The organism is Sporomusa sp., from assembly GCF_057736855.1.
Genome location: NZ_JBYKYF010000022.1, coordinates 1 through 20788, shown reverse-complemented (window position 1 = coordinate 20788; position 20788 = coordinate 1). Strand labels below are relative to the sequence as shown.

Genomic DNA, 20788 nt, shown 5'->3' with positions numbered 1-20788 from the left:
CGCGTGGATTTGCCATTATGCCAGCACCTCCTCGATCTTGGCGACTGCTTCTTTGGTTACCAGCACTTTGTCATGGTGAAGCAGGTCGTAGACATTCAGGCCAATAGTTCCAATGGCTTTTACACCAGGAAGGTTGCGGGACGATTTTGCAACAACTTCGTCATTGTCTGCGGTAATGATGAGAGCTTTGCTTTCTTGTGCGTTGAAATTGCTAAGAAGCTTAACTACCTCTTTCGTTTTTGGAGCTTCAAAGCTAATGTTTTCAAGAACCAGCAGGCCACCTTCATTTACTTTCGCTGTCAGTGCCGATTTTATCGCCAAACGGCGGGCTTTTCTAGGCATGCTAAATTTGTAGCTGCGTGGTTGCGGACCAAACACTGTACCGCCACCCACCCATAATGGGGATCGAATGGTGCCAGCCCGTGCCCGGCCGGTACCTTTTTGTTTCCAGGGTTTTCTACCGCCACCGCGTACCATTGCTCTGGTCTTAGTCGCGTGAGTGCCTTGACGCTGGCTAGCCAATTGCATAACAACTGCTTGATGAACCACGGCTTCATTTATTTCTACGCCAAATACATTATCGTTCAGTTCCATTTCACCGGTTTGTGCGCCGGTCATATCATATACTGCCACTTTCGGCATATAGCACATCCTCCTTTCGATGCTCTGAGCCTATGCTCTGTAATTTGTCAAAGGCGTAAGCTGCGATTACTTAACGGGTTTTACTGTATTTCTAACAATGACGAAACTGCCTTTAGGTCCGGGAACAGCACCCTTAACCAACAGAAGGTTACGGTCCGCATCCACACGAACGATTTGCAGGCGCTGAACGGTTACTTTGTGTCCGCCCATGCGTCCAGGAAGTTTCTTGCCCTTAAATACTTTACCGCCGCCACCGCTCATTCTGGAACCGATAGTACCAGGCTCACGATGGGATTTGGAACCATGACCCATAGGTCCACGAGCAAAGTTGTGCCGTTTAATGCCGCCGGCAAAGCCTTTGCCTTTAGCAGTACCGGTTACATCAATAAGTTCTCCTTCGTTGAACATATCAACTTTCAGAACTTGACCTACTGTATATTCAGAAGCTCCAGGCAGGCGCAGCTCACGAATAAATTTTACTGGTTTGACGTTGGCTTTTGCAAAATGACCCATCATTGGTTTGTTAACATGTTTTTCTTTGACAGCGCCAAACCCAAGCTGCACTGCATTGTAGCCATCATTTTCAACGGTTTTGTTTTGAACTACGACATTGGGACCGGCTTCAATAACCGTAACCGGAACAAGTGTGCCCTCAGCCGTAAAGATTTGAGTCATACCCAGTTTTTTTCCTAAAATTCCTTTAACCATGTATCGCACCTCCTCCTACAGCTTGATTTCGATATCCACACCAGCCGGCAAGTCGAGACGCATTAAGGCATCTACCGTCTTGGGAGTCGGCTCGAGGATGTCAATAAGCCGTTTATGTGTCCGCATCTCAAATTGTTCGCGGGAATCTTTATTGACATGGGGTGAACGCAAAATAGTAAAGATATTTTTTTCTGTAGGAAGCGGAATAGGGCCGGAAACCATAGCGCCAGTACGTTTCGCGGTTTCGACAATCTTGGCCGCACTTTGGTCAAGCGCCTTGTGGTCATACGCCTTGAGGCGAATTCTAATTTTTTGCTGTTTAGCCATTAATTTATTCCTCCTTATCGCCCAGTTTCTCTGAACGGACATTCTCGGTGGAAATTTCCCCGCGCGCGCGGGCCACCTTCCACGTCATCGCCGGTCAATATCCCAGCAAAAGGCGGCTATGCCGCCCTTGCCAGATATTGAATTAAAACCTCAATCTTACTCAATAATGGCGGTTACAACACCAGCGCCAACTGTACGGCCACCTTCGCGAATAGCGAAACGCAGACCTTCTTCAATAGCAATCGGAGTAATAAGCTCGATTGTCATTTGAACGTTGTCGCCAGGCATTACCATTTCTACTGATTCTGGCAGAGTAATAACGCCAGTTACGTCAGTTGTCCGGAAGTAGAACTGCGGACGATAGCCATTGAAAAATGGAGTATGACGACCGCCTTCTTCTTTGGTCAGTACATATACTTCGCCTTTGAATTTGGTGTGCGGCTTAATGCTGCCAGGTTTAGCAAGTACTTGACCGCGCTCAACTTCTTTACGTTCGATACCACGCAGCAGGGCACCAATGTTGTCGCCAGCCACTGCTTGGTCAAGCAGCTTACGGAACATTTCTACGCCAGTTACTACTGTGGATTTAGGTTTATCATTCATACCAACGATTTCGACGGTATCACTTACTTTGATTACACCGCGTTCTACACGACCGGTAGCTACAGTACCACGGCCAGTGATGGTGAACACGTCTTCTACCGGCATCAGGAAAGGCTTGTCAGTTGCACGTTCCGGAGTCGGGATATATTCGTCAACCTTGTCCATAAGTTCAAGGATTTTGCCGCACCATTCGCACTCGCGTTTTGCGCAGCCGCAGTTCAGAACTTTTACAGCAGAACCACTTACTACTGGAATTTCGTCACCAGGGAATTCATAGTTGGAAAGCAGTTCGCGAACTTCCATTTCTACCAGTTCCATCAGTTCAGCGTCATCAACCAGGTCGGCTTTGTTTAAGAATACAACCATAGCTGGTACGCCTACTTGGCGGGACAGCAGGATGTGCTCACGAGTTTGCGGCATAGGGCCGTCTGCTGCAGATACAACGAGGATAGCGCCGTCCATTTGGGCTGCACCGGTAATCATGTTCTTTACATAGTCAGCATGGCCCGGGCAGTCAACGTGTGCATAGTGGCGATTTGCAGTTTCATATTCAACGTGTGCGGTATTAATGGTAATGCCGCGTTCTCTTTCTTCTGGGGCTTTGTCGATTTGATCATAAGCCATGAATTCTGCGCCGCCTTGTTTTGACAAAGTCAGGGTGATTGCGGCAGTCAGTGAGGTTTTGCCATGGTCAACGTGACCGATGGTACCAATGTTAACGTGGGGTTTAGTTCTTTCAAACTTTTTCTTAGCCATTGAGTGTTACCTCCTAAGTTTTACTAATAAGTATTAGGTAAGCCTGTAAGCAGGTTAACCTTTATTTTTCGCTGAAATAGCTTCAGCAATATTTTTAGGCACTTCTTCATAGTGATCAAATTCCATAGAATAGTTACCACGACCTTGCGTTTTGGAACGAAGGTCAGTTGCATAACCAAACATTTCAGAAAGCGGTACATAGGCTTTGATGGCTTGGGCACCTGCACGGGCTTCCATGCCTTCAATGCGACCGCGGCGAGAGTTTAAGTCACCAATAACGTCACCCATGTATTCTTCCGGTACAATAACTTCTACTTTCGCATAAGGTTCTAGGAGTACCGGATCGGCCTTTGCAGCACCGGCTTTAAAGCCCATTGAGCCCGCAATCTTAAAGGCCATTTCTGAGGAGTCAACATCATGGTATGAACCATCGAATACGGTTACTTTAACGTCAACCACCGGGTATCCGGCCAATACGCCGCTTTCCATAGCTTCTCTAACACCGGCTTCAACTGGACCGATGTACTCTTTAGGAATAGCACCACCAACAACTTTATTTTCGAAAATAAAGCCTTTGCCTGGTTCAAGCGGTTCGATTTCCAGCCAGCAATGACCATATTGACCACGACCGCCAGACTGACGAACAAATTTGCCTTCTGCTTTAACCGCTTTACGAATAGTCTCGCGATATGCAACTTGTGGTTTACCAACGTTGCAACCAACTTTAAACTCTCTGAGCATCCGGTCAATGATAATATCTAGATGCAGTTCACCCATACCGGAAATAATGGTCTGTCCAGTCTCTGGATCGGTATGCATCCTAAAGGTAGGATCTTCTTCAGCTAGACGGCTAAGTGCCACACCCATTTTTTCCTGGTCAGCTTTGGTTTTGGGTTCAACAGCGATCGAAATAACTGGCTCAGGGAAGACCATAGACTCGAGGATAATCGGGTTTTTATCATCACACAGGGTATCACCAGTTGTGGTATCTTTAAGACCTACCGCAGCCGCGATATCACCAGTATAGACGTTTTCAATTTCTTCCCGGTGGTTAGCGTGCATCTGAAGAATCCGTCCAATACGCTCCCGTTTGCCTTTTGTAGAGTTATACACATAGGAACCGGAAGACAACTGGCCAGAGTACACTCTAAAGAACGCTAATTTGCCAACATATGGGTCAGCCATGATTTTGAAGGCCAACGCCGAGAACGGCAAGCTATCATCAGGTCTGCGTTCATCTGGTTCACCAGTTTCTGGGTTAACACCCTGAATCGCCGGAATATCGGTCGGGGCTGGCAAGTAATCAACTACAGCATCCAACAGAGGTTGTACCCCTTTGTTTTTGTAAGACGAACCGCAAAGAACAGGGGTCATTTTACAAGCAATGGTGGCACGACGAATGGCTGACTTAATTTCCTCAACGGTCAAATCTTCACCTTCGAGGTATTTCATCATCAGTTCATCGTCACTTTCAGCAACCGCATCCAAGAGATTTTGCCGATAAAGCTCGACGTTTTCAAGCATATCCTCAGGGATGTCAGTAGCTGCGCTTACTTTTCCCAGATCATCGGTGTATATAACGGCCTTCATTTGAACAAGGTCTACAAACCCTTTGAAGGTATCTTCAAAACCGATTGGCAGCTGAACTGGTACTGCATTAGCACCAAGACGGCTTTTCATCATATCCACAACCCGGTAAAAATCCGCGCCGGTGATATCCATTTTATTTACATATGCTATACGAGGAACCCCGTATTTGTCAGCTTGGCGCCAAACCGTTTCTGATTGAGGTTCTACGCCACCTTTAGCGCAAAAAACCGCAACCGCGCCGTCAAGTACCCTCAACGAACGTTCTACTTCAACCGTAAAGTCCACGTGTCCTGGTGTGTCAATGATGTTAATGCGGTGCCCATTCCATTGAGCTGTAGTGGCCGCCGAGGTAATGGTTATACCCCTTTCTTGTTCTTGCACCATCCAGTCCATAGTTGCGGCACCATCATGCACTTCACCAATTTTGTGTACTTTGCCGGTATAAAACAGTATGCGTTCAGTAGTAGTGGTCTTGCCAGCATCTATGTGCGCCATGATACCGATGTTCCGCGTCTTTTCAAGAGGAAACTTTCGGGCCACTATCTTCACTCCTTAGTATTATGAGTCTAGGCAATCAACCAGTCGATTTAAGAGCGGGTTGCTTACGCAACCCCTTAATCGAACGACATTCATACCCCAACTCTGATTTATTACCAGCGGTAATGTGCGAAAGCCTTATTAGCTTCAGCCATTTTATGAGTATCTTCACGCTTCTTAACAGCTGCACCAGTATTGTTTGCAGCATCCATCAGCTCTGCAGCAAGACGCTCTTGCATAGTTTTTTCACCGCGTTTGCGTGCATAAGCAACCAACCAGCGGATACCCAGCGACAACCTCCGGTCAGGACGCACTTCGACAGGCACCTGATAGTTAGCACCACCTACACGGCGAGCACGAACTTCGAGAACCGGCATTACATTTTTAAGTGCAGCATCGAATACTTCCATCGGGTCTTTACCGGTTTTAGCGCGAATGGTTTCAAATGCATCATATACAATGTTTTCGGCAATACCTTTTTTGCCATCCAACATAACTTTATTAATAAATCTTGTAACAAGCTTGGAGTTATATACCGGATCCGGTAATACATCCCGCTTGGGAACAGGACCTTTTCTTGGCATCAGTATCCCTCCTTCTTCCAAAACTCTGCAGTTCTCTCATCAACTACTTCTTAGCAGCGCTCGCTTTCTTAGCTCCGTATTTAGAACGGCCTTGCATACGTTTGGCAACACCAGCGGTATCAAGAGCACCACGAATAATGTGATAACGTACGCCTGGCAAATCTTTTACCCTGCCACCACGAATCAATACAACCGAGTGTTCTTGCAGGTTGTGACCGATACCCTGGATGTAGGCAGTAACTTCAATGCCGTTAGTCAAGCGTACACGAGCAACTTTACGAAGAGCAGAGTTCGGTTTTTTCGGAGTAGTTGTATATACTCTCGTGCATACGCCACGTTTTTGCGGACATTCTTTCAATGCAGGAGCGGTGGATTTTTTCTCAACTTGCTCCCGGCTTTTGCGCACTAACTGATTAATTGTTGGCATGTTACTTAGCGCACCTCCTTCCCCAATCTCGTTATTTATTATTAAAAATTTCGCCATCTGACCTGCAGTAGGCAAAATTATTAACGACGACCCGTCCCAATGACTAACTATTTTAAAAGAGCTACTGCCGCAGCACCCACATCAATGCCGCAGGCTTTACCAAGCTCAGCCATAGTCATAGTTTCGTTAATTTCAATCCCTTTTTCATCGCATAATTGCAGTAGCGGCGCAACCACCCGGCGATCGGCATCATGAGCAATGTACACCTTAGCAGCCAGACCTTTTTCCAAAGTCCGTAGGGTTTGTTTAGCGCCAATGGCCTTCTTGGCAGTCTTTAGACTTTCTAATTCCTCACTGCTCACAATTCCAACTCCTTTGGAAAATAAGTGATGTTTTCAAAGGCACTCTAACATATTACCATTTCGTATGCAAAATGTCAATAAAGTATTAGATTTTCTGCGGATATTTTAATCCACTAAACCGGGTGTTTCGCAGGAACTAATTGCCGCGGCTTATTTATGCCCATAAAATTGGGGATTATACACTTTTTTACCTGAATTCATTTGTTGTGTTTTATCTTGGTGGTAATCTCAGCCTGCCTCTCTATGGTCTCGTCTTGCTCACATAATCATTCTTTTTTTACAACACCTGCTGCAGGTTATCTAAAAGAGCTAAATTAGTCCTGTAAAGCGGCCAATAGCTATGCCTAGTGACCTGTCAGCACTCGTGCTATCCAGCGCAAAACTCGGTTGCCCTTATGCCAAAACAAAACAATAATATAATAAAAAATATTTGTGATGTATTAACAAAACTGGGAACGTCATTCGTTCCCAGTTTTTGTTAGTTTTTTATAAAAGTATATTATGTTAGCTATAAAGATTATTCGCTAACAGTTTCCAGTAGTGGCTTTCTGACATGAACATTACGGTAACGGCTCATGCCAGTGCCAGCAGGAACAAGTTTACCGATAATAACGTTCTCTTTCAGGCCGAGTAATGGGTCAACCTTACCTTTGATGGCAGCTTCGGTAAGCACTCGGGTAGTCTCCTGGAACGATGCGGCTGAAAGGAATGAATCTGTTGCCAAAGATGCCTTGGTAATACCAAGGAGAATAGGTCTAGCAATGGCTGGTTCGCCACCAGCTTCAATCGCTTTGGCATTTTCCTCTTCAAAGGTGTTAATGTCAATGTATTCGCCAGGCAGAAGTTCGGTATCACCAGCTTCTTCCACCTTGACTTTATGGAGCATTTGACGAACCATAACTTCAATGTGTTTATCATTAATTTCAACGCCCTGGGATTTGTATACTTTCTGTACTTCATACACCAGATAACGTTGCGTGGCTTTAAGACCGCTTACCCGAAGAATATCATGCGGATTAACGGCACCTTCTGTCAAACGGTCTCCTGGTTCAACCATCTGTCCGTCACTGACAATAAGTCGCGCTCCATAAGGGATCTGGTATACGCGTTCTTCTCCAAGCGATGCATCAGCGGGATATACAGTCACTTTCCGCATACCCTTAATTTCTTTTATTTCTACCCGACCAGCCACCTCGGTAATAATGGCTTGCCGTTTCGGTTTGCGAGCTTCAAACAATTCTTCTACCCTCGGCAAACCTTGCGTAATATCATCACCAGCAACACCACCGGTATGGAAAGTTCTCATCGTAAGCTGGGTACCAGGTTCACCAATAGACTGAGCGGCAATGATACCCACAGCCTCACCGACATCTACCAGATGGCCTGTGCCCAAGTTGCGGCCATAACATTTAATACATACGCCATAACGCGAGCGGCAGGTAAGTACAGAACGGATAGAAACTTTCTCCCGTACTTTAACCACTTTATCAGCTATATCTTCCGTAATCAGCTCATTAATCTTAACAATAACCTCACCAGTGGCCGGATCAACAATGTCTTCGGCTGCTATCCGACCAACAATCCGGTCTTTGAGCGATTCAATAATCACTGAGCCTTCTTTAATGGCTTCTACTTCGATACCTCTGATATTATTGTTGCGCACTTTCACTTCTTTGACTGAGCTAGACAAAATAGCCTCGATATGCTCTTCAGTGAGCGGGGTATCTGCTGGAACCAGTTCCACTCCCTCGCTGGTTTTAACAGCTTCGGTTGTGTTCTTACCCAGCATTTCCCGAATCATAGCTTCTTTAAGCGCTGCCCGAATTTTTTCCTCCGGCGTACCCAGTACGATCGTTTCAGTACTAGCTGCCGAAGCAACATCTTCTTCGGTCTCACTGGTACGTCCTTGAATCACAATTTCGGGAACGCCATTCTCACCAAGTAAACGTAGATTATTTTCATCAAGCACGGTTCCTTGTGGCAATAGTACTTCAGCCGTCTTCGGGTCCAATACGTCTTGAGCCAGTACTCGGCCACACAGGCTATCTTTCAGCATATTAATGGCATTAACACTGGATTTTGCAAGGCTAGCCCGCTCCCGTACCAAATTAATGCCGACAACATCGCAGTCCTCTTCCCGGACAATAACATCCTGGGCTACATCGACGAGACGACGGGTAAGATAACCCGAGTCGGCTGTCCGCAGCGCAGTATCAGCCAAACCTTTACGCGCACCATGAGTAGAAATGAAGTACTCCAATACTGTCAGACCCTCACGGAAGTTTGCCTTAATCGGCAGGTCAATAATTCGTCCCGAAGGATCGGCCATTAGACCCCGCATACCGGCTAACTGACGGATCTGCTGGATATTACCGCGGGCACCAGAGTTAGCCATCATGTAAACCGGGTTAAAGCGGTCAAGGGTATTCATCAATGCAGCTGTAACATCTTCAGTAGCTTTGGTCCAGAGATCGATCGTTTTCTTATACCGTTCCTCATCGGTGATTAACCCACGGCGATATTGTTTTTCAATAGTATTAACTTTTTCTTCCGCAGCCGCTAATATGTCTTTCTTTTCAGGCGGAATTTTTATATCTGAAATAGCGATGGTGATACCTGCACGACAAGCAAAGGAAAAACCGAGACGCTTAACAGCATCCAGCACTTCAGCCGTTTTGGCGTTGCCAAACGTGTTATAGGAATCAGCAACAAGTCTGCCAAGTTGCTTTTTATCCATTAGCTTGCCTAAATGCCAGCCATCCTCTTTTTTCTCAAAATGTCTAAGTTCAGGCGGTAATACTTCGTTGAAAATCAGCCGGCCTACCGTGGTATGAACCAAACCATAGCCTTCTAAACGTACTTTGATCTTTTCATGCAGACCTAATGCCTTATGATGGTAAGCAAGCAGCGCTTCGTTCATGTTGGCAAAGGCTCTCATTTTTCCATCTTCAGGTTCTTTTTCAATGGTTAGATAATACGCGCCTAATACCATGTCCTGAGTAGGAGTCGCTACTGGTCTGCCATCTTTAGTTGACAAAATATTATGGGCCGAAAGCATGAGCATACGGGCTTCTGCCTGCGCTTCTGCCGAAAGCGGTACGTGGACGGCCATTTGGTCACCGTCAAAGTCGGCATTGTATGCGGTACATACCAGCGGATGTATTTTTATTGCCCGTCCTTCGGATAAGACAGGCTCAAACGCCTGAATACCCAGTCTGTGGAGTGTCGGGGCACGGTTTAACAGCACCGGATGCTCTTTAATAACCTCTTCCAGTACATCCCATACTTCTGGGCGTACTCTTTCCACCATCCGTTTAGCACTTTTAATATTATGAGCATGACCGGCATTAACCAGCTTTTTCATAACAAACGGCTTAAACAATTCTAACGCCATTTCCTTAGGTAAGCCACATTGGTGAAGTTTTAGTTCAGGACCAACAACGATAACCGAACGGCCTGAATAATCCACACGCTTACCTAACAGGTTCTGGCGGAAACGCCCTTGTTTACCTTTAAGCATATCGCTTAAGGATTTTAATGGGCGATTGCCAGGACCGGTAACCGGACGGCCGCGTCTGCCATTATCAATCAGGGCATCAACGGCTTCCTGCAGCATGCGCTTTTCGTTGCGTACTATGATATCTGGGGCTCCTAAGTCTAATAAGCGTTTCAACCGGTTGTTACGGTTAATTACCCTGCGGTATAAGTCATTCAGGTCTGAAGTAGCAAAACGTCCACCATCTAACTGAACCATAGGTCTTAGTTCAGGTGGAATAACTGGCACAACATCCAGGATCATCCAAGACGGTTTGTTACCAGACTTCCGGAAAGCCTCAACCACTTCCAATCGTCTAATGGCCCGGACTTTACGTTGACCACTGACTTCTTTTAATTCCTGGCGAAGTTCGCGACTCATTTTTTCTAAGTCGAGTTCTTCCAGTAATTTTTTTATGGCTTCAGCGCCCATTCCGACTTTGAATGAATTGCCGTACTTTTCCCGGTGTTCGCGGTACTCATTTTCATTAAGTAATTGTTTTTTCATAAGCGGCGTATCGCCAGGATCAAGCACGATATAGGAAGCGAAATATAAAACTTTTTCCAAAGATCGTGGGGAAATGTCCAGAATAAGTCCCATCCGGCTGGGTATTCCCTTGAAATACCAGATGTGTGAAACAGGTGCCGCTAGTTCGATATGTCCCATCCGATCACGCCGAACCTTGGAACGGGTAACTTCAACACCGCAACGATCGCAGATAATGCCTTTATAACGAATCCGCTTATATTTACCGCAATGACATTCCCAGTCCCGGGTCGGCCCGAAGATTTTTTCACAAAACAGGCCTTCCCGTTCTGGTTTCAAAGTTCGATAGTTAATCGTTTCGGGTTTTTTGACTTCGCCATGTGACCATTTGCGGATTTGTTCCGGTGATGCCAGGCCAATACGCATCGAATCAAAGTTATTTACGTCTAACAAGGGGGTATCGCTCCCTTCTACCTAGTCCAAATCCTCGTCTATGATGTCATCGATATAGTCAAGTGGATTAGACTTTTTAGATTCCCTGAACTTTTTTACTTTACTTTTTTTAATATGGAAATCAAATTCATCGTCATCTGCATGCCTGCCGATATCAGTATCCATTTCAGCAACTTCAGCAATAATGTCAAGTTCCTCTTCCAATGGCTCGATATCGTCATTGGCTTCAAGTTCATCAACTACATCAGGTTCTAAATCGGTTTTTTTACGTTCAGACGGGGCTTGCGACGCATCTCCGCCAATGCTTAATTCCAATTCTTTTGCGGTTTCATTGATGTCTTCATCTGACTCACGAATCATAATTTCCTGAGCATCTTCCGTAAGAACCTTGACGTCAAGACCAATGCTCTGGAGTTCTTTGATAAGTACCTTGAAGGATTCAGGCACGCCTGGTTCAGGTACATTTTCGCCTTTTACAATGGCTTCGTACGTCTTGACACGGCCAACCACATCGTCAGACTTGACAGTAAGCAGTTCCTGTAGGGTATAAGCAGCACCATAAGCTTCCAATGCCCAAACTTCCATCTCACCAAACCGCTGTCCGCCAAACTGTGCTTTACCACCAAGCGGCTGCTGGGTAACAAGTGAATATGGACCAGTAGATCGGGCATGGATCTTATCATCAACCAAGTGGGCTAACTTAAGCATATATACATAACCGACAGTAACATGATTATCAAAAGGTTCACCTGTCCGGCCATCATATAGTATGGTTTTTCCGTCTTCGGAAAGACCAGCGGCCTGCAGGGTTTTAATAACCTCAGATTCTGTTGCACCGTCAAATACGGGTGTTGCCAAATGAATGCCGGCAACATCCGGTTTCGGCAAGCCATGCTTATCAAAGTCATAACCAACACTTTTCAATCGATCCACTAAGGTTGGATCACCCATTTTCACCTGCATGCCCATTGCGGCAGCAGCATAGCCCAGATGGGTTTCAAGTATCTGACCAATGTTCATACGTGAAGGTACGCCCAGCGGATTTAACACAATTTGTACTGGTGTACCATCAGGCAGGAACGGCATATCTTCTTTAGGCATAATCCGCGAGACTACCCCTTTGTTACCATGGCGGCCTGCCATCTTATCGCCTTCGGAAATCTTCCGCTTTTGGGCAATATAGCAACGCACTAATTGGTTAACACCTGGAGGCAGCTCATCGCCATTCTCGCGGGTAAAGACTTTTACGTCAACAATCTTACCAGCCTCGCCGTGCGGTACTCTGAGTGAGGTATCACGCACTTCGCGAGCCTTTTCCCCAAATATAGCCCTAAGGAGACGTTCTTCCGCAGTAAGCTCAGTTTCTCCTTTAGGTGTTACCTTACCGACAAGGATGTCGCCAGGGCGGACTTCAGCCCCAACACGAATAATACCGCGTTCATCCAAATCTTTCAGTACATCTTCGGCGACATTGGGGATGTCGCGAGTAATTTCCTCTGGGCCCAGTTTGGTATCCCGGGCATCACATTCATATTCTTCGATGTGGATGGAGGTAAATATATCTTCTTTTACCAAATCTTGGCTTAAGAGAATAGCATCCTCATAGTTGTAACCTTCCCATGGCATAAAGGCAACCAGTACGTTATATCCCAGAGCCAGTTCACCTTTATCCGTTGATGGACCGTCTGCCAGTACCTGCCCTTTAACGACTTGTTCACCTTTATATACAATGGGTTTTTGATTAATACAAGTTCCTTGGTTGGAACGCTTATATTTGAGCAATTTATAGGTATCCAATTCGCCAGTTTCTGTACGAACCTGAATTTCTGTTGCCGTTACTCGTTCTACCACACCGGAGTTTTTAGCCAACACTACGACGCCGGAGTCACGAGCGGCTTTGTATTCCATACCAGTACCAACAAGCGGTGCTTGCGTCCTGAGAAGCGGTACCGCTTGTCGTTGCATGTTAGCACCCATCAACGCACGGTTGGCGTCGTCATTTTCCAAGAACGGAATCATCGCAGTAGCAATTGATACTACTTGTTTCGGCGATACGTCCATGTAGTCAACTTTTTCTGCGGGAACGACTAATGTTTCATGACGATAGCGACAGGTTACACGCGGTTCTTTAAATCTACCGTCTTTATCCAATGGCTCATTGGCCTGAGCTACAATCATTTCGTCTTCTTCATCAGCCGTTAAGTAGACTACTTCGTCGGTTACTCTGCGTTCAGCCTTATTCACTTTGCGATATGGGGTTTCAATGAAGCCGAATTGGTTAATTCGAGCAAAAGTAGACAGCGATCCGATAAGGCCAATGTTTGGACCTTCCGGGGTCTCAATTGGACACATCCGACCATAGTGTGAATGGTGAACGTCGCGTACTTCAAAGCCAGCACGTTCGCGGCTGAGACCACCAGGTCCCAGAGCGCTAAGGCGGCGTTTATGAGTAAGTTCAGCCAGTGGATTGGTCTGATCCATAAATTGCGATAACTGGCTGGAACCGAAAAATTCTTTTATGGCTGCTACAACAGGTCTAATGTTAATCAGAGCCTGTGGCGTAATTACATCAATATCTTGAATCGTCATACGCTCCTTAACTACCCGTTCCATCCGGGCTAACCCAATACGGAACTGGTTTTGGAGCAATTCACCCACTGAGCGTAGACGGCGGTTACCTAAATGGTCAATATCATCAATTGTTCCATGACCTTCCATTAGATTAAGAAGATAACTGATAGAAGCAATAATATCTTCTTTGGTAATGGTTCGATGCGAATATGGTAATACAGAATTAAAGAGCATTTTGACAGGCGTACCGTCTTTTTGCTTGATCCAAGCTACCTGCAGACCGGGGCCGTCAAAAATTTTAGCTGCTGCAATACGGTCAAGTACCTCTTCTTCCAGAAGGGTACCTTCTTCAACGATAATTTCACCTGTTTCTTTATCAACCAACGGCTGAGCAAGTACTTTACCCAGCAGGCGGCGACGCCATCCTAATTTTTTCGCCAATTTATAGCGTCCAACAGTTGCCAGATCATACCGTTTAGGATCAAAAAACAGAGTTTCCAGCAGTTGTGCGGCATTTTCCACTGTTGGGGGTTCGCCTGGACGGAGGCGTTTATAAATTTCAACAAGTGCTTCTTCTCTGGAGTCGGTGTTATCCCGTTCCAAAGTTGCCCTGATGCGTACATCATCATTAAAAAGTTCTGATATTACGCCATTAGAAACATACCCAAGCGCACGGATTAGAACAGTTACTGGCAACTTCCGGGTACGGTCAACCCTAACTGACACCACATCGTTAGCATCGGTTTCCAGTTCAAGCCATGCACCGCGGTTAGGAATAATTGTGGCATTATATAGTTTTTTACCGGTAGTATCAATTGTCTCACTATAATACACACCTGGCGAACGAACCAACTGACTGACAATAACCCGCTCGGCACCGTTAATTATAAACGTACCGTTTTCAGTCATAAGCGGAAAGTCGCCCATAAATACTTCCTGTTCTTTTATTTCCTGCGTTTCTTTGTTGTACAAGCGGACGCTAACGCGAAGTGGAGCGGCATATGTTACATCCCGCTCTTTACATTCTTCTACATCGTATTTCGGTTCTCCTAGTGAAAAGTTTTCGAAAGACAGAACCAGGTTGCCAGTAAAGTCCTGGATCGGAGAAATATCATGGAATATCTCCTGTAAGCCTTCCTTAAGAAACCAGTTGTACGAATTCTTCTGAATTTCGATAAGGTTGGGCATGTCCAGCACTTCATTAATTTTTGCGTAACTATACCTGAACCTTTTGCCCACCGGAACAGGATTAAACATTAACCCCTTCACCCCTTAGCCATTTTACACTGACACATTGCGATAGCGCTATACATATCTGAGTAGCATTCCGCAAATACTAAGCCAGCAAATGAATAATTAAATATACACAAAACAAAGCAAGGTTCCGTATCTTCATTAAAGACCTTGCTTCTTTTTTGATGAAAAGCGATTCATCCTCCATTATATTACTATATCCTGCCATTTTAAAATTTATACGGTCCTTATGTTAGAAATAAGGAAATACAAATATATACGGCGATATATAATGGTACCATATATTATTAACAATGTCAAGAAATTTTACCCAGCTATGTATATTTTTGATATGCAAATGTAACGCTTTAAGCATTAGCCCGGTTAGCGCTTACCTGCAAACGCATTCATTTTGTAGCTGGTTGGTTACCTGACAACCATGTTTGCCGTAGATAAAAAAGCAGCTAGTACTAAACTTGGCAGAGGCAAAGTCAATACTACCTTTATCCTATTCTAAAAGTAATACGTAGTTAGAAAATAAAGGGAGCACCAGAAAGGTGCTCCCTTGGATCAAGCTATCTTACTTAATTTCAACAGTTGCGCCAGCTTCAACAAGTTTAGCTTTGAGAGCTTCAGCGTCGGCTTTGGAGATTTTTTCTTTTACAGGCTTAGGAGCGCCGTCAACGAGCTCTTTAGCTTCTTTGAGGCCAAGGCCGGTAACTTCACGAACAACTTTAATAACGTTGATTTTGCCAGCACCAGGATTGGTAAGAATTACATCAAACTCAGTTTGTTCTTCAGCGGCAGCAGCGCCAGCAGCAGCGCCAGCAGCAGGAGCAGCAGCCACAGCGACAGGAGCGGCAGCAGATACACCAAATTTTTCTTCAAGAGCTTTTACCAGTTCGGACAGTTCGAGCACAGTCATTTGCTCAATGGCTTCCATAATTTGTTCTTTAGTCATGTTTAAATACCTCCATAAACTTTCATTAAAATTTGTTTCTAATATGAAAATAAAACTAACGACTTACGCGGATTCTTTTTGTTTGCGAACAGCTTCAAGCACATATACCAGATTGCGCATAGTACCGGAAAGTACGTTGACAAAACCAGCGATAGGAGCTTGGAAACCAGCCAGAACTTTTGCAATAAGAACTTCGCGTGGTGGCAAATTGGACAGCGCTTTAACACCATCGACATCAATGACTTTTCCTTCAACGATACCAGCTTTAATTTCCAAAACTTGCAGTTTATTTTCTTTTACAAATTCGGAAATCACTTTCGCCGGAGCTACAGGATCAGTATAGGACATTGCAATTGCAGTCGGGCCTTCAAGGTACGGGTCAAGACCTTCAATGCCAGCTTCTTTAGCAGCAATGCGAGTCATGGTATTTTTAAATACCCGATACTCTACTCCAGCTTCACGCAGTTTGCGACGAAGCTGAGTATCTTGCGCTACTGTTAAACCACGATAGTTAGTAAGAACGGCACCTTTGGTATTGCTGAGCTTTTCTTTAATATCAGCAACTGTTTGTATTTTCTCTTGAGTTACAGCCATTACTATTACACCTCCTTAATCAAGTATCCCAAAATCAAAACAGCCTCTGGTGTAAACACCGGAGGCTGCGTTATAACATAACAATTACACGCTGCAAATCCCCGGCCTCGGTAGGCAAGCTTACGCTTTTTCAGCATTTTTTTGCACCTACTGTCTACAGCCTTACAGTTATTCAGCAATGCTTATTAAGGCATTTAACTATATATTATTCTTTTTTGCCGGGAGCTTTGAGCGGGTTAACTTTAACACCAGGACCCATCGTTGTGCTTAAGGAAATGTTCCGCATATATTGTCCTTTAGCGGCAGCAGGTTTAACCTTAATCAATGTATCAATCAGGGTGTGGAAGTTTGCAAGTAGTTTCTCGTTATCGAAAGACACCTTGCCGATAGGAGCATGGATATTACCAGCCTTATCGGTACGGTATTCAATCTTACCGGCTTTAATTTCATTAATGGCACGAGCTACATCAAGAGTAACAGTACCAACTTTGGGATTAGGCATTAAACCTTTCGGTCCAAGAATTTTACCAAGACGACCTACTAATCCCATCATATCCGGCGTGGCTACTGCAACATCAAAATCAGTCCAGCCACCCTGGATTTTTTCAACCATATCTTCAGCGCCAACAAAATCTGCGCCAGCGGCTTCAGCTTCTTTAGCTTTCTCACCTTTAGCAAACACCAATACACGTTTGGTTTTACCAGTACCAAAGGGAAGTACAACCGCACCGCGCACCTGTTGGTCGGCATGTTTAGGATCAACACCAAGTTTTACAGCAACTTCTACAGTCTGATCAAACTTAGCAGTAGCAGTTTTTTTAATAAGCTCTATCGCTTCTTCTGGATCGTATAACTTATTACGATCAATCAGTTTAGCAGCTTCCACATATTTTTTACCATGTTTCGGCATAACGATTTCCTCCTTTGTGGTAATAACGGAAGCACTGAGTCCTCCCACAGAAATCGCCACTATAACTAGTCAACGATTTCAATACCCATACTGCGGGCAGTACCTTCGATCATCCGCATTGCAGCTTCAATGCTGGCTGCGTTAAGATCTTGCATTTTGGTTTGCGCAATTTCTTGAACCTTTTCGCGCTTAATTTTGGCAACCTTCTTTTTGTTAGGTTCACCAGAAGCGGTTTCAATACCGGCAGCTTTTTTAAGAAGAATCGCAGCAGGTGGTGTTTTGGTGATAAAAGTAAATGATCTATCTTCAAACACCGTAATTTCCACTGGAATGATCAGACCAGCTTGTTGAGCGGTTCTCTCATTGAACTCCTTAACAAATGCCATAATATTGACACCAGCTTGACCGAGCGCCGGACCTACGGGAGGAGCCGGAGTGGCCTTACCGGCAGGAACTTGCAGCTTCACAAGTTTTACAACCTTTTTAGCCATTTATTACACCTCCTTAATCTACTTTCACAACCTGAGTAAAATCAAGCTCTACTGGCGTTTCACGCCCAAACATATTGACAAGAACTTTAAGCTTGCCGCGTTCAGGGTTGATTTCCACTACAGTGGCTGTCCAATTTTCAAAAGCCCCTGACGTAATACGAACCAGTTGATTAAGCTTAATATCAATTTTCGGTTTAGGTTCTTCCATTCCCATGGCCTTGAGAATATGTTTGACTTCACCTTCGCTTAGAGGAATAGGCTTGGTTCCTGACCCGACAAACCCAGTAACTCCCGGTGTATTGCGGACAACATACCAAGAACGGTCAGTGACCACCATCTCTACCAGCACATACCCGGGGAAAACTTTTTTCTTGGCAATTTTTTTCTTACCATCTTTAATTTCCACTTCATCTTCCATTGGCACAAGTATGCGGAAGATTTCGTTTTCCATTCCCATGGAATGAACTTTCTTTTCCAAGTTGGTTTTAACCTTGTTTTCATAACCGGAATATGTATGGATAACATACCAATGCTTTTCGAGTTTTTCGGATTCCATAGCCTTAAGGGGCGTATTAAGCCCCCCACCCCCTAGCTTACATAATGATAACCTTTAGTATTTCAGCGAAAGCAGCGTCAACCACCCAAATCAGAGCCGCAACAACAGCAACCGTTACAAACACAACCCCAGTAAAGGAAACAAGTTCTGATCTGCCCGGCCATGTAACTTTTTTAAGTTCAGCTTTTACTTCCCGGAAAAACTTCTTCCAGCGCGATGCATTCGTCTGGACAGCTGTCTCCTGAGCGGCCATTCTCTCACATCCTGTGCATACATTTTGGCAGGGGCGGCAGGAATCGAACCCGCAACCAACGGTTTTGGAGACCGCTACTCTACCAATTGAGCTACACCCCTACGCATAATAACAAATCAACTATATTAGGATTACTTGGTTTCTTTGTGTGGAGTATGCTTTTTGCAGAATTTGCAATACTTGTTTAACTCTAATCTATCCGGGTCATTTTTCTTGTTTTTATTGGTCTGATAATTGCGTTGCTTGCATTCTGTGCAGGCCAATGTTACCGCGTTGCGCATCCTGTACACCTCTCTTACCAGTAAATATAGCGCTTTGAGTCTATTTTGACAAAACCTCTCTTAATGTCACTAATACAATGTATCATAATTATATTAGTGTGTCAATAGTCCACATGCTCGGGTATGTCAATAAAATAAAGCAGGGGTAATTCCCCCCGCTTATCTATTATATCACAGAATCTTCCTTTTATGCAAATGTATCTTCAGCGGCACAGTAGCGCTTACTCAATAATGGCGGTTACAACACCAGCGCCAACTGTACGGCCACCTTCGCGAATAGCGAAACGCAGACCTTCTTCAATAGCAATCGGAGTAATAAGCTCGATTGTCATTTGAACGTTGTCGCCAGGCATTACCATTTCTACTGATTCTGGCAGAGTAATAACGCCAGTTACGTCAGTTGTCCGGAAGTAGAACTGCGGACGATAGCCATTGAAAAATGGAGTATGACGACCGCCTTCTTCTTTGGTCAGTACATATACTTCGCCTTTGAATTTGGTGTGCGGCTTAATGCTGCCAGGTTTAGCAAGTACTTGACCGCGCTCAACTTCTTTACGTTCGATACCACGCAGCAGGGCACCAATGTTGTCGCCAGCCACTGCTTGGTCAAGCAGCTTACGGAACATTTCTACGCCAGTTACTACTGTGGATTTAGGTTTATCATTCATACCAACGATTTCGACGGTATCACTTACTTTGATTACACCGCGTTCTACACGACCGGTAGCTACAGTACCACGGCCAGTGATGGTGAACACGTCTTCTACCGGCATCAGGAAAGGCTTGTCAGTTGCACGTTCCGGAGTCGGGATATATTCGTCAACCTTGTCCATAAGTTCAAGGATTTTGCCGCACCATTCGCACTCGCGTTTTGCGCAGCCGCAGTTCAGAACTTTTACAGCAGAACCACTTACTACTGGAATTTCGTCACCAGGGAATTCATAGTTGGAAAGCAGTTCGCGAACTTCCATTTCTACCAGTTCCATCAGTTCAGCGTCATCAACCAGGTCGGCTTTGTTTAAGAATACAACCATAGCTGGTACGCCTACTTGGCGGGACAGCAGGATGTGCTCACGAGTTTGCGGCATAGGGCCGTCTGCTGCAGATACAACGAGGATAGCGCCGTCCATTTGGGCTGCACCGGTAATCATGTTCTTTACATAGTCAGCATGGCCCGGGCAGTCAACGTGTGCATAGTGGCGATTTGCAGTTTCATATTCAACGTGTGCGGTATTAATGGTAATGCCGCGTTCTCTTTCTTCTGGGGCTTTGTCGATTTGATCATAAGCCATGAATTCTGCGCCGCCTTGTTTTGACAAAGTCAGGGTGATTGCGGCAGTCAGTGAGGTTTTGCCATGGTCAACGTGACCGATGGTACCAATGTTAACGTGGGGTTTAGTTCTTTCAAACTTTTTCTTAGCCATTGAATATTACCTCCCTCAGTTATCCTGATTTGCATTAATTTTTTATCTTTGGATATACTTGGAATAGATATTCTCATCTTATGTATTAACATAAACCTTATGAAGTATACATAGTTTACGTAGTATGATTTATCTCTTGCTTCTCGGAAACCAGATGAAGCCCAATAAAAAAAGATATTCTCTAGATGCGTCGTTCATGTCTACTTATAAAACATCCAATCTGTCAATCATCGTCATAGGCCTGTGTAAAACTGCTGCCTCTATACAGGCAGCGTCAGTTCAGGTGGAAGCAGTTTTCCATCTGAGCCCCACGGATTTGACTTACATTTGACTTACCTAATATCAGTTCATCAGATACATATATGGTTATTCTATCCCATATATAAAAATCCTGCCATATTGTATACCAAAATAAAAAACTTACAGTTAGTACTGTAAGTTTAATTAAGTGGTGGCGGCGCAGGGATTTGAACCCCGGACACTTCGGGTATGAACCGAATGCTC

General features: G+C 44.9%; 18 protein-coding genes, 1 tRNA gene and 1 other annotated feature. All 19 genes read right to left on the bottom strand.

The genetic code is table 11. The annotated features are described in order from the left end of the window. Positions 1-15: 15 nt before the first annotated feature. A complete protein-coding gene (gene rplD / locus AC29Z1_RS02905) occupies positions 16-642 on the bottom strand; it encodes a 50S ribosomal protein L4 (protein WP_488269955.1) in 627 nt (208 codons plus the stop codon). Between the two features lie 66 nt (positions 643-708). Next, complete coding sequence (gene rplC, locus AC29Z1_RS02900) at positions 709-1350, bottom strand: 50S ribosomal protein L3 (RefSeq protein ID WP_488269954.1); 642 nt, start codon at positions 1348-1350, stop codon at positions 709-711. Between the two features lie 15 nt (positions 1351-1365). Next, complete coding sequence (gene rpsJ / locus AC29Z1_RS02895; protein ID WP_021168692.1) at positions 1366-1677, bottom strand: 30S ribosomal protein S10; 312 nt, start codon at positions 1675-1677, stop codon at positions 1366-1368. A gap of 156 nt (positions 1678-1833) precedes the next feature. Then, positions 1834-3036, bottom strand: coding sequence for an elongation factor Tu (gene tuf / locus AC29Z1_RS02890; protein ID WP_488269940.1), 1203 nt, complete (start codon positions 3034-3036; stop codon positions 1834-1836). Positions 3037-3090: 54 nt separating this feature from the next. Next, complete coding sequence (fusA, locus tag AC29Z1_RS02885) at positions 3091-5166, bottom strand: elongation factor G (RefSeq protein ID WP_488269953.1); 2076 nt, start codon at positions 5164-5166, stop codon at positions 3091-3093. Positions 5167-5276: 110 nt separating this feature from the next. Further along, the gene (gene rpsG / locus AC29Z1_RS02880; protein ID WP_488269952.1) at positions 5277-5747 is read right to left on the bottom strand and encodes a 30S ribosomal protein S7; all 471 of its coding nucleotides are present in this window, start codon (positions 5745-5747) and stop codon (positions 5277-5279) included. A 43-nt stretch (positions 5748-5790) separates the two neighbouring features. After that, positions 5791-6174, bottom strand: coding sequence for a 30S ribosomal protein S12 (gene rpsL, locus AC29Z1_RS02875; protein ID WP_488269951.1), 384 nt, complete (start codon positions 6172-6174; stop codon positions 5791-5793). Positions 6175-6281: 107 nt separating this feature from the next. Next, positions 6282-6536 (bottom strand): ribosomal L7Ae/L30e/S12e/Gadd45 family protein, encoded by a 255-nt coding sequence (locus AC29Z1_RS02870; protein WP_488269950.1) that lies wholly within the window; start codon positions 6534-6536, stop codon positions 6282-6284. 517 nt (positions 6537-7053) lie between these two features. Further along, positions 7054-11010, bottom strand: coding sequence for a DNA-directed RNA polymerase subunit beta' (rpoC, locus tag AC29Z1_RS02865; RefSeq protein ID WP_488269949.1), 3957 nt, complete (start codon positions 11008-11010; stop codon positions 7054-7056). A 21-nt stretch (positions 11011-11031) separates the two neighbouring features. After that, the gene (gene rpoB, locus AC29Z1_RS02860) at positions 11032-14838 is read right to left on the bottom strand and encodes a DNA-directed RNA polymerase subunit beta (RefSeq protein ID WP_488269948.1); all 3807 of its coding nucleotides are present in this window, start codon (positions 14836-14838) and stop codon (positions 11032-11034) included. A 556-nt stretch (positions 14839-15394) separates the two neighbouring features. Next, the gene (gene rplL, locus AC29Z1_RS02855; protein WP_488269947.1) at positions 15395-15775 is read right to left on the bottom strand and encodes a 50S ribosomal protein L7/L12; all 381 of its coding nucleotides are present in this window, start codon (positions 15773-15775) and stop codon (positions 15395-15397) included. Between the two features lie 63 nt (positions 15776-15838). Next, positions 15839-16369: a 50S ribosomal protein L10 gene (gene rplJ / locus AC29Z1_RS02850; protein ID WP_488269946.1), complete on the bottom strand. Its 531-nt coding sequence runs from the start codon at positions 16367-16369 to the stop codon at positions 15839-15841. A 27-nt stretch (positions 16370-16396) separates the two neighbouring features. Beyond that, positions 16397-16547, bottom strand: a sequence feature (ribosomal protein L10 leader region). Between the two features lie 27 nt (positions 16548-16574). Beyond that, positions 16575-17279, bottom strand: coding sequence for a 50S ribosomal protein L1 (gene rplA / locus AC29Z1_RS02845; protein WP_488269945.1), 705 nt, complete (start codon positions 17277-17279; stop codon positions 16575-16577). Positions 17280-17344: 65 nt separating this feature from the next. Continuing rightward, positions 17345-17770, bottom strand: a complete 426-nt coding sequence (rplK, locus tag AC29Z1_RS02840; protein WP_488269944.1) for a 50S ribosomal protein L11 — start codon at positions 17768-17770, stop codon at positions 17345-17347. Positions 17771-17783: 13 nt separating this feature from the next. After that, positions 17784-18326, bottom strand: a complete 543-nt coding sequence (gene nusG, locus AC29Z1_RS02835; protein WP_488269943.1) for a transcription termination/antitermination protein NusG — start codon at positions 18324-18326, stop codon at positions 17784-17786. Between the two features lie 37 nt (positions 18327-18363). Then, complete coding sequence (secE, locus tag AC29Z1_RS02830) at positions 18364-18579, bottom strand: preprotein translocase subunit SecE (protein ID WP_488269942.1); 216 nt, start codon at positions 18577-18579, stop codon at positions 18364-18366. Between the two features lie 25 nt (positions 18580-18604). After that, positions 18605-18680, bottom strand: a tRNA-Trp gene (locus AC29Z1_RS02825). Between the two features lie 30 nt (positions 18681-18710). Further along, the gene (gene rpmG / locus AC29Z1_RS02820) at positions 18711-18860 is read right to left on the bottom strand and encodes a 50S ribosomal protein L33 (protein ID WP_488269941.1); all 150 of its coding nucleotides are present in this window, start codon (positions 18858-18860) and stop codon (positions 18711-18713) included. 221 nt (positions 18861-19081) lie between these two features. Next, complete coding sequence (gene tuf / locus AC29Z1_RS02815; protein ID WP_488269940.1) at positions 19082-20284, bottom strand: elongation factor Tu; 1203 nt, start codon at positions 20282-20284, stop codon at positions 19082-19084. Positions 20285-20788 lie beyond the last annotated feature (504 nt).